Source organism: Clostridium sp. 1001270J_160509_D11 (assembly GCF_015667935.1).
In the GTDB taxonomy this organism is placed as follows: Bacteria; Bacillota; Clostridia; order Peptostreptococcales; family Peptostreptococcaceae; genus Intestinibacter.
The window spans coordinates 1-10,599 of sequence record NZ_JADPET010000102.1 but is presented as its reverse complement, the minus strand read 5'-3'; the positions used below and the strand labels follow the sequence as shown (position 1 = coordinate 10,599).

The window sequence follows — 10,599 nt, the reverse complement described above, 5'->3', positions numbered from 1 at the left end:
ATCCTGATGTACCATTAAATTGTCCTGCACTAAATAAGTTTTCTGTAACTTTTATTTCTAGTGAAGCTTTTAATTGTATTAGGATTTTTTAATCAAATTTATTCTATTGAAGTATTAAATAATGGGATTACATTTATATCTAGATTGACGATTGCAATAATTATTATTTGCCAGGGAATATCACTTACAACAAATATAATTTTTATTAGAGTATATATGAGATTTATTGATTATAAGGATATTATTTTAGTTTATTTAGAAAAAATATTAATTATGACATTTATAATATTTATAATTTATTATTTTTATCTCGGATTTTCAGCATAGATTTTTTAAAACAGACTTTTATTCCTCTTGTAACCAGTTTTTTAACTTTACATATAATTATAATAAACAAATATAATAAATAAAAATATATATATGTTTTGAAAGTCTATAAAATTTAAATTAATTTAAATTAAGGCTTTTTGTAAATTTTCTATCAAAAAGGGGAATGACTTATCATGAGAAAGAAAAAGAAATCTTGTGGGTGCAATAATCAGGGGAATGTTTGCAGCAGCAAAAATATGAATTATTGCCCAAAAAAGGAAGATGCATACGAAGATAAATATAATTGTACTAAACCAACAACTGAATACACTCCAAAAAGCTGTATTCCTGATAAATCAGTAAATGCAATAGATAGCTGTAAACCAACTAAATGTAAACCAAAAATAAAAGAATATACTTGTCCATGTGAAGAATGTGAAATCAAATGTGAAGATAAATGTGCAGACTTAGCACAAAGAGCAGAAGAATTATTCAATAAAGCTGTAAAATATGAAGATAAAGCTATGTGCGCACTTAAAGATGCAAAAGCACTAGAACAAAATGCAAAGAATTTATCTCAAAAATCATGCAACTTAATGCAAAATGCAAAAGATGCAGATAAAGGAGCAAAAAATGCAAATTGTACAGCTCAAGAATTATTAAATAAAGCAGAAGAATTATGTTGTAAAGCTAAATGTCTTTATAAAGAAGCAAAAGATTTAGAACAAGAAGCAGCAGAAAATTGTCAAAATGCAAAATGTGCTTATGAAAAAGCTGAAAACTACAACGCGCAAGCAAAATATTTATACAACCAAACTCTAAAATATGAACAAAAAACTTTAGAATGTTACAAAAATGCTGAAGAAAAAATAAAAGAAATGGAAAGTAAATCTAAAAAATGTGAAGACCTAATAAATAAATGTAACACTAAATTAAATAACTGCATGAATAGTTGTGTAAATCCTGAACAAACTAAAAATTCATGTGGATGCAATACAGGAAGCAAACAACAAATGAATAGCTGTAATTATCAACCTCAAGTAGAATCTAATAGCTGTGGATGCCAAACTCAAAAAGACACATGTGAATACTCTGTATATGATTATAGCAACTATGGATGCCAAGACAACAATGATGAAATAATACAGGTAGCTCCAGAACAACAAGATTGTGGATATCAAAATACTTGTGGTTGTATGAATGACTGTGGATATCAATATAGCTATGTAAATCCAATGTATGATATGACTCCAATGCAATATATGGGAAATATGTCAAATCAATATATGACAATGGACACTCCATATATAACAACATCAGACGATTTAGACAATATGAATGATATGTGGAACAATTACTATATGTATATCCAAAAGATGATTCAATCAATGGGTAAATAAAAAACTATAAAATATATCGAGATTATAAATATCTAGTTTAAAATTAGATTATTATTTTAGATATAATGAAAAAGGGGAGGATTTTATCCTCCCTTAAGTAATTAAAAGTGTATTTGGGTTATACTAACCCTCTATTTTAATATTATTTTTAGGCAATTCAACTGTAAAGGATGAACCTTCGCCTAATAAACTTTTGACTCTTATTGTACCGCTGCATAAATCGACGATACGTTTTACAAGAGGAAGTCCTAAACCATTACCATTACTTGAATGTGATCTATCTTCTTGATAGAATTTATCAAATATATGATTTAAGCTTTCAGGTTTCATTCCTATACCATTATCTGTGATTTTTACTGTAGCAGTATCTTCAGTATCCATAAGTTGTATAGAAATCTTCCCATTTTCTTTAGTAAATTTTATAGCATTTGAAAGAAGATTTAACCAAACTTGTTGTAGTAATTCTTCATTGCTATAAATCTGAACTTTATCTAAATCTATATCTAAATCTATGTTTTTTTCTGATAAGTCTCTCTGTAAAATAAGTATAGAATGTCTCAGTTGCTCATCAAGATAAAATGATGTTTTATCTGTAATTATTCCCTGTGTTTCAAGTTTAGTAAGTTTTAATATATTGCTAGTTAAATTAGATATTCTAGATGTCTCACTGATAATGATATCTAGATATTCATTTTTATCTTCTTTTGAAAGAGTATCGTCTTTTAATAAATTAGAAAACCCCTGTATAGTTGATATTGGAGTTTTAATTTCATGAGATACGTTGTTTATAAAATCATTTCTAAGTGTTTCTATACTATTTAATTCTCTAACCATAGAGTTAAATTTCGCAGTTAATGACCCCATTTCAAAATCATTTGGAATAGGAAGTTGTATTTTAAAATTACCTTTAGAAACTTCACCAGTTGCATAATTTAAATTTCTGATAGGCATTAAAATTTTCTTACTTAATACGGTAATTATAATTGACATAAATAATAAAGTAGAAGAAATTGATAATACACTATTTATCATTGTATAGAAAAATAAATTATTCTTTGGAGTAGTAGATATAACTACATACTTATCTTCGATTTTTACAATTGTTGTGACTGAATGTAGTAATGGTTTTTCAGAATATATTATATCATTGTCTTTAGTTATATTTTTATAATTTGAAATATCATTAACTACTTTTAATTCGTATTCATTGCTAAAATCAATAGAAATTATTTTCTCAAGTGGAAAATCTGTTTCTTGGTGTAACAACAAAATATTTTCTGCTATTTTTGTTTGATTTTGTTTTATATTGTTTTCTAAACTGCTGCCATAAAAGAAAAAAGACAGTAAAAATGAAAAACAGCCAGCAAATGTTGCTATAAAAATTATAAATAAGATAAGTCTGGTCTGTAAGTTTCTTATCATGAATGTATCACCGCTTTATATCCAAGTCCTCTGACAGTAATTATTTCAAAATCTTTAGAATCTCTGTAGCGTTCTCTAATTCTTTTAATATGTACATCTACAGTTCTTTCATCTGCCATACTTTCCATTCCCCAAATTTCATCTAATAGTTGTCTACGAGTGAATATAGTATCTGGAGATGAAACTAATTTAAATAAAAGATAAAATTCTTTTTTCGGTAAAGTATTACATTCGCCATTATAAGTAACTGATAAGGAATTATAATCTAGGATTGTACTTCCAACAGTTATTTTATGATCATTTACAATTTTTGAACGTCTAAGTATAGCGCCTATTCGTAAAATAAGCTCTTCAAAGTCTATAGGTTTTACCATATAATCATCAGCACCTATAGAAAATCCTTTTTTCTTATCTTCTAATTCTTCTTTAGCCGTTACTATTATTATAGGAATTTCACAATGAGCTTCCCTCAGCGTCTCTGTAAATTCGTACCCATCCATATTAGGCATCATTATATCGCATATTATTAAATCAATATGTGTACTATCTAATACATCAAGACCAACTTCGCCATCTTCAGCTTCAAAAGTTGAGTATCCATTTTGTTTTAGAGTAGCACAAATAAGTTTTCTCATATTTTTGTTATCTTCAATCACTAATATATTAAACATTTAAAGCACCTCAAAAATTTTTTATATATCAAGTATAAATTTATATTAACTAAATTATACTATAAAATTATAAATAAGAAATATGAACTTAATGTAAAATTTAATAAAAGATTAATAATTCATATATTATTAACATAATACTCTTATAATAATTAACAAAATATATTAAAATAGTATTATGTCTAAGATTGTTGAAGTATATATATTTAGGAGGCATTATGTTACAACTAAAAAATATTTATAAAAGTTACATAACAGGAGGAAGCAGACAGATTGCTTTAGATGGAATAAATTTAAAGTTTAGAGAAAGTGAATTTGTAACAATACTAGGAGCTAGTGGCTCAGGAAAAACAACACTTCTAAATATAATTGGAGGATTAGAACATTTTGATAAAGGGGATCTAATTATAAATGGGAAACCTACAAAAGAATTTACAGATTCTAATTGGGATTCATATAGAAATACTACAGTAGGTTTTATATTTAAAAATTACAACCTCATACCTCACCTGAGTATATTAGAAAATGTAAAGATGGCAGTATCATTAAGCGATTTATCTAAACAAGAAATCCAAGAAAAATCTATAGAAGCATTAAATAAAGTAGGAATTAAGGACTATATGAAAAAGACATCAGAGTATCTTTCTAAAGACGAGATGCAAAGGGTTGCAATAGCTAGAGCACTTGTAAATGACCCTAAAATAATCCTTGCAGATGAGCCTACTGGAAACTTAGATAGTAGATGTAGCATGGAGATAATGGATTTAATAAAAGATGTTTTTAAAGATAAATTAGTTATTATGGTAACACAAAACCCTCACATATCACAAAAGTATGCAAATAGAATAATTACTGTTAGAGACGGAGAAGTAATAGAAGATACAAACCCTTTAAAAGATGAATTGCATCAAAAGCCAATTAAGCTAAATAAAACAAAGTTAAAAATCTCTACAGGAATTAGGTTGGCAATAAGAGATATTTCAAATAAAAAACTCAGAACATTCTTTTATATATTAATTTCAAGTATAGGTATTATGGGGATTGCATTAATAGTAGCACTAATTGAAGGTTTTAATGAAAAGATAAATAATTATGAAAATGATTCGTTGGCAAACTATCCTATAGTTATAGATAAAGTATATAATAATTCTTATATTTATAAAACAGACTCAGATAAACAAGATACAGAGAATATAGACGATTTAAAATCACATAAAGATGAAAACGTAATTTATCCATATGATTCAGACGAAGATGACTCAAAACATAAAAATCAAATAACTCAAAAATATATACAATATATAAAAAATATGGACAAGAGTTTATTCTCTGCGATATCTTATGAAAGCCAAGTTAATATGAATATACTAAAAAAAGATGAGGATGGAAAGATATCGATTTTAGATACCTCATGTATTAATTTATCATCTTATCCAAAAGATTATGGAGATGGAACATATCTAGAACAAAATTATGATTTATTGTATGGATATTATCCGACAAATCAAAATGAAGTTGTACTAGTTGTAGATGAATATAATCGATTAGATACTGAGATTTTAAATGCCCTTGGTGTAAATTATAACAATAATAAAAAAATAGAATTTGATGAATTAATCGGTAAAGAATATAAAATTATTTTAAATAATGAATTTTATAAGAAAAACAATAATTATTTTTATATAGATAGCAGTGAAGAGAATTTAGACGAATTATATAATTCAAAAAAAGCTATAACTATAAGCATAACTGGGATACTTAGAGCAAAGAAAAGCAACAACTTATATGATTTGCCACAAGGAATATCTTATAGCAATGAGCTTTGCAATTACTATATTGAAAACTGTATAAAATCAGATATAGTAAAAGCACAAGAAAATTCAGATTACAATGTTATAACTGGTCAAAAATTCAAAAATAGCAACGTTAATGAAGGCGTAGTTACTAAAATATCTGGAGTAAATATATTAAATAATATAAATCAATCCGTAACAAAAAATCAAATGTTGAGTTCGCTTGGAGCATCGTTTTTACCTTCATCAATAACTATTTATCCAAAAGACTTTGAAGGTAAGAGTGATATAATAGAGTATTTAGATAATTACAACAAAGATAAACCTAAAGATGAAAAAGTATTATATAAAGATACTTCAACTCCTATAAATAAATTATCTACAAGTATTATGAGGGCAATAACAATAGTCTTGATAGTTTTTGGAAGTTTAGTATTTTTAATATCTCTAATAACTATATTTGTACTGACTTATGCATCAACTCTTGAGCGAAAAAGAGAAGTTAGCATATTGAGAGTATTAGGAAGTAAAAAAAGAGATATTATAAGATTATTTAATATAGAAAATATCATAATAGGATTATTATCTGGAGTTTTTGGCGTATTTATGGCGTATGTATTTATAATGCCTATGAATTTTATATTAGAGAGAATTATAGATTTACCAAACATAGCAGTATTAAAAATAGAAAATACGTTGATTTTAATCGTAATAAGTATATTAATAACTCTTATTGGAGGTTTTATTCCTGCGAAAATAGCATCTAGAAAAGATCCTGTTGAATTTTTAAAGAAAGTATAAATAAAACGGCTGTAATTAGTTTACAGTCGTTTTTTAATCTATATCATCTATAATACTAAACGCTTCTATTAATATATTTAAATATATAGAAGAAGGAAGTCTAAATCTAATAGAATTTTTGTTAAGTGAGTTAAATGAGCTACAAGAGATTACACTTATTTTTAACTTTGAAAATTCCTTTTGTAAATCGATATCTTTATTTTTGTGAGTCACAAGCATTATAGAAGTTGTTTGTCCTGTTTCTGATATACTTAGATTTTTATAATTTTTTATGAGTTTTTCTTTTATTTTTTTATTGGAATTTTGCATTTTAAGCAAAAATTCATAGTCAAATATAACTTTTGATGAAATATATCTAGTTATAGAACCCATTTCATAAGGTGTATGGACGTTATTCATTATATTAGTTAAGTTTTTATTTTGAATAGAATAACCACCTCTAAGCCCAGCTAAACCATAAGCTTTAGAAAATGTTTTTGAAACGACTAAGTTCTCGTATTTATAAATTAAATTTATAGCTGAATTTTTAGGATTCATATAATCTCCATAAGCTTCATCTATCAATACAACTATATTTTTTGTATAAGCCAAATCTACAATCTTTTTTATATCATCTAAGTTTATTATCTGTCCTGTGGGATTGTTTGGGTTGTCTATATAAATTAATTTTAAATCGTCGTTTATTAAATCTAAAAACTCATCTACAATAAATTTGTAATTATTTTTAGGGTTTAACTTATAAGTATTGAAAATACCACCACACATAAATACATCTGCGCCGTATTCTGGAAATTGTGGTGAAAGTCCTAGAACTTTATCGCCATTTTCTATAAACAATTTATTTATTAAAAATAATGCACCTATAGAACCGTCATATAGCGTAATATTGTTATAATCTAGTTTTGTATTAGTGTATTTATTCCAAAACTTTATTATAGATTCTTGAAGGCATGTTGAATGAGGATAGTCTTGTATTATAGTATAATCGATAGAATTAAAAGCTTCTATTGCTATCTTAGAAAATGAAACTAAGTTAATTCCTTCAGAACAATCTATTTCTATATCGTTTAAAATATTTTTATCGCCAGTTGCATAACTTTCTTTTATTTGAGATAAAATAGAGTTTTTTATTCTATATTTCATAAGTTTACCCCCTGTTTAAAATAAAAATTAGTCAAGTCTAATAGTTTTTATTTAAATACTATATTATTACCATCCGTTTATTACAGATAAAGCACTATCAGGTATTTCATTATTTAGTAAAGATTTTATAGATTGTTCAATTATATATATTGCTTTGTCTATTTGTTCATAAGTTATTACAAGAGGAGGCTGGATTCTCAATGTGCATTGCCCTATAGAAATTAAAACTAAACCATGTTGTTGGCAGTAATAGATTACTTTAGTAGTAGATGTTTTGTTGTCTAAATCAACTCCTATTGAAAGACCCATTCCGCGGACGTCTTTTATTATACTGTACTTAGATTTTAAGCTTAGAAGCTTATTTTTAAAATAATCTCCTTTAATTCTAGACTTTTCTACTAGATTTTCTCTCTCAAAAATTTCTAGCATTTTTAAAGCGGCAACACATACGGTTGAATTGCCGGACATAGTAAATACATGGGCTGGTGCATCTAAGCTATCCATAATTGGAGTTTTACCCATAACTATACCCATTGGAAGACCTCCACCAGATGCTTTACCCATAACTATTAAATCAGGCTCTATATCAAAGTGCTCAATTGAAAAGAATTTGCCACTTCGACCCCAAGCTTGTTGAATTTCATCAACGACAAATAATATATTGTATTTTTGACATAGTGAAAATAAAGCTTGTACATATTTTTTAGGCGGTACAATTATACCAGAGTCTCCAGCTATTGGCTCAAAAAATACTGCGGCTACATCTTCAGGTGGAAGATATAAATTAAATGCATTTTCTATTTCTTTTAGACATTCTAAAGTACATGATGATTCATTTTTTTCATATGGACATTTAATACAAATTGGATAATTAAAGTGATAAATATCTGGCAAGATGGAGCCAATTTTTCTTCTCATATTTAAACTTATTGCAGATATTGATAAAGCACCAAAAGTACTCCCATGATAAGCACCATTAAAAGAAATTATTTTATTTCGACCCGTATAGGCCTTTGATAATTTTATTGCGGCATCTATTGATTCTGAGCCTGTAGTCGAAAATAATACTTTTTTATTATTATCCCCAGGGTATAACTGTATTAATTTTTCTGCATATTCAACAGGCTCTCTACAGGAAAAGTAAACTGTAGAAAATTGAGCTAGTTTAGACATTTGATCTTTGACTGCTTGGGCAATTTCACAATTACCATGTCCAATATTAGCTGAAGATGCACTAGACAATAAATCTATATATTCATTTCCCTCATAATCGTATAAAAGAGCGCCTTTTCCAGATTCAAACGCTATTGGACAATATGGCAGTTTTTGTGTTTTTGCCAAAACTTCGGACTCTCTTTTACAAATTTCTTTGCTAGAAGAAAGTCTTTTTTTATTTGTTTGTAATGAACTCATATTAATCCCCCTTATTTTTAAATAAAGCTATAGTTTTATATAGTCAATCTACTTATAAATGCAGGTTTTAAAATGATAAAATTTTTATTAAAAGAGTTTGTATAAATATCCCTAAAAAAGCAATATTAATAGAGCTTTTTTAGGGAGTATATATTTAAATAATAAGTCTTAAACAATATAAAAGCAACATAGTAGAGGGGAATTTAATAATAATAAAATTTAAACTTAAATGTGATAAATATTATCTTAGAAGTTCTTCTTCAATTGATTTATATATACTTTGCATAAGTAAGTTGAAATTTTGTGTACTTTTAAAGTAATTTTCTACTAGTGGATTTTGAAAAACTTTTGAATATTCTCTATCAAGTTGAGAAACTTTTCGATTGGCTTCGTCTATTTTGTGTTTAGTATAAATTTTATCTTTTTTATTTAAGTAACTATCTAATTGTCGTTTAATATTTTTATTTTTTTCAATTTCTCTCTTATATCTATTCATAGTTTTAAACTCATCTGTAGTTTTTATTAATTTGGCTAATTCTTGAGCTTTTTGATTTATATTCATATAAAAATCCTCCCTTTTTTATATTATGAATAAAAGGCAAGTAGTAAATTATTATTAATTTACATTGATTATGCCATAAAATCTATAATATATTTATATAAAAATAAGGGAGGATGTAGAACTCAATATCTAATTATTTAATGATGTTAAATCATTTAAAAAGATTTCAAAAAATACGCCATCATTAGGGTCAGTATCGTATTTGCCTGTATATGAAATACATTTAAATATAAAATCTGAAGCTATTTTTATAGACTCTTTAAAATCATATCCATTAGTTATAAGACCTGAAATTATAGAAGTGAAGATATCGCCAGTACCGCTATATGATTTATTATTATATTTTAATGAATATGAAAATGATTCATCACTTTCTTTATCGTATCCTAAATTTATAATATTATCATCTATTAATATACCTGTTATTATTACTTTTTTGGGACCTAAATTAGCTATTTCCTTTGCTAATTTTAATGTATCTTCTAATGTATAATTTGTGTGATATTTATTATTAGTCAAAAGACATGCTTCTGTTAAATTAGGTGTTACTAAATCAGATACTTTTACTAAATCTTTTATCTTATTACAAATTTCATCATTAAAAGTTTGATAATAATTTCCACCATCGCCCATAACAGGGTCGACAATTACATAGGCATTTTTGTTTTGATTTATAAAATCAGAAACAATGTCTATTTGATCTATAGAACCTAAGAAGCCACTATATATAGTATCAAAGCCTACATTTAGTTTTTTCCATGTTTCGCCGTATTCTTTCATATGAGATGTAAAATCTAAATATGTGAATTTTGGATATCCAGTTTGGCTAGATAATATTGCTGTTGGATAAGGACAGCATTGAGTTTTTAAAGCTGATAATATTGGAAGAGCAACGCTAAGAGAGCACTTTCCAATTCCAGACATATCATTTATTGCAGCTACCTTTTTAATCATATATTTTCCTCCGTAAATTAAAGATTGCATAGGTATATTTTACTATTAAATGACTTGATGTGAAAATAATTATTTATAAAATATATAAAAGCAAATTTGTATGAGTACAATTAAAAAATTGATATATATAG

The 10,599-nt window shown here is 26.4% G+C and carries 8 protein-coding genes; 2 read left to right on the top strand and 6 right to left on the bottom strand.

Going from position 1 to position 10,599, the window contains the following annotated elements; all coding sequences use genetic code 11:
* Positions 1 to 503 precede the first annotated feature (503 nt).
* Positions 504 to 1,709, top strand: a complete 1,206-nt coding sequence (locus I4U58_RS09750) for a hypothetical protein (RefSeq protein ID WP_195931112.1) — start codon at positions 504 to 506, stop codon at positions 1,707 to 1,709.
* A 123-nt stretch (positions 1,710 to 1,832) separates the two neighbouring features.
* Here the strand turns inward: I4U58_RS09750 and I4U58_RS09745 are convergent, their stop codons facing one another.
* Positions 1,833 to 3,131, bottom strand: a complete 1,299-nt coding sequence (locus tag I4U58_RS09745) for a HAMP domain-containing sensor histidine kinase (protein ID WP_195931111.1) — start codon at positions 3,129 to 3,131, stop codon at positions 1,833 to 1,835.
* On the bottom strand, positions 3,128 to 3,802 hold the full coding sequence (locus I4U58_RS09740) for a response regulator transcription factor (RefSeq protein ID WP_195931110.1): 675 nt from the start codon (positions 3,800 to 3,802) through the stop codon (positions 3,128 to 3,130). The genes I4U58_RS09745 and I4U58_RS09740 overlap by 4 nt, the downstream gene beginning before the upstream one ends.
* 218 nt (positions 3,803 to 4,020) lie before the next feature.
* On the opposite strand from I4U58_RS09740, the gene I4U58_RS09735 reads away from it, so the two are divergent.
* Positions 4,021 to 6,396, top strand: coding sequence for an ABC transporter ATP-binding protein/permease (locus I4U58_RS09735; RefSeq protein WP_195931109.1), 2,376 nt, complete (start codon positions 4,021 to 4,023; stop codon positions 6,394 to 6,396).
* Positions 6,397 to 6,429: 33 nt separating this feature from the next.
* Here I4U58_RS09735 and I4U58_RS09730 read toward each other — a convergent pair whose 3' ends face one another.
* The 4 genes from I4U58_RS09730 to I4U58_RS09715 form a co-directional block, all read right to left on the bottom strand.
* Positions 6,430 to 7,539, bottom strand: coding sequence for an aminotransferase class I/II-fold pyridoxal phosphate-dependent enzyme (locus I4U58_RS09730; RefSeq protein ID WP_195931108.1), 1,110 nt, complete (start codon positions 7,537 to 7,539; stop codon positions 6,430 to 6,432).
* A 66-nt stretch (positions 7,540 to 7,605) separates the two neighbouring features.
* Positions 7,606 to 8,952 carry an aminotransferase class III-fold pyridoxal phosphate-dependent enzyme gene (locus I4U58_RS09725; protein WP_195931107.1) on the bottom strand — a complete coding sequence of 449 codons (1,347 nt, stop codon included), beginning with the start codon at positions 8,950 to 8,952 and terminating at the stop codon, positions 7,606 to 7,608.
* A gap of 241 nt (positions 8,953 to 9,193) precedes the next feature.
* Entirely contained in the window at positions 9,194 to 9,514 is a 321-nt protein-coding gene (locus I4U58_RS09720; RefSeq protein ID WP_195931106.1) for a YlbF family regulator, read from the bottom strand.
* A 129-nt stretch (positions 9,515 to 9,643) separates the two neighbouring features.
* Positions 9,644 to 10,468: a pyridoxamine kinase gene (locus I4U58_RS09715; RefSeq protein ID WP_195931105.1), complete on the bottom strand. Its 825-nt coding sequence runs from the start codon at positions 10,466 to 10,468 to the stop codon at positions 9,644 to 9,646.
* Between the last annotated feature and the right edge of the window lie 131 nt (positions 10,469 to 10,599).

Excerpts from the sequence above, each read along its gene's own strand:
- I4U58_RS09750 (WP_195931112.1), top strand. The coding sequence starts at position 504 with ATGAGAAAGAAAAAGAAATCTTGTGGGTGCAATAATCAGGGGAATGTT.
- I4U58_RS09745 (WP_195931111.1), bottom strand. The coding sequence starts at position 3,131 with ATGATAAGAAACTTACAGACCAGACTTATCTTATTTATAATTTTTATA.
- I4U58_RS09740 (WP_195931110.1), bottom strand. The coding sequence starts at position 3,802 with ATGTTTAATATATTAGTGATTGAAGATAACAAAAATATGAGAAAACTT.
- I4U58_RS09735 (WP_195931109.1), top strand. The coding sequence starts at position 4,021 with ATGTTACAACTAAAAAATATTTATAAAAGTTACATAACAGGAGGAAGC.
- I4U58_RS09730 (WP_195931108.1), bottom strand. The coding sequence starts at position 7,539 with ATGAAATATAGAATAAAAAACTCTATTTTATCTCAAATAAAAGAAAGT.
- I4U58_RS09725 (WP_195931107.1), bottom strand. The coding sequence starts at position 8,952 with ATGAGTTCATTACAAACAAATAAAAAAAGACTTTCTTCTAGCAAAGAA.
- I4U58_RS09720 (WP_195931106.1), bottom strand. The coding sequence starts at position 9,514 with ATGAATATAAATCAAAAAGCTCAAGAATTAGCCAAATTAATAAAAACT.
- I4U58_RS09715 (WP_195931105.1), bottom strand. The coding sequence starts at position 10,468 with ATGATTAAAAAGGTAGCTGCAATAAATGATATGTCTGGAATTGGAAAG.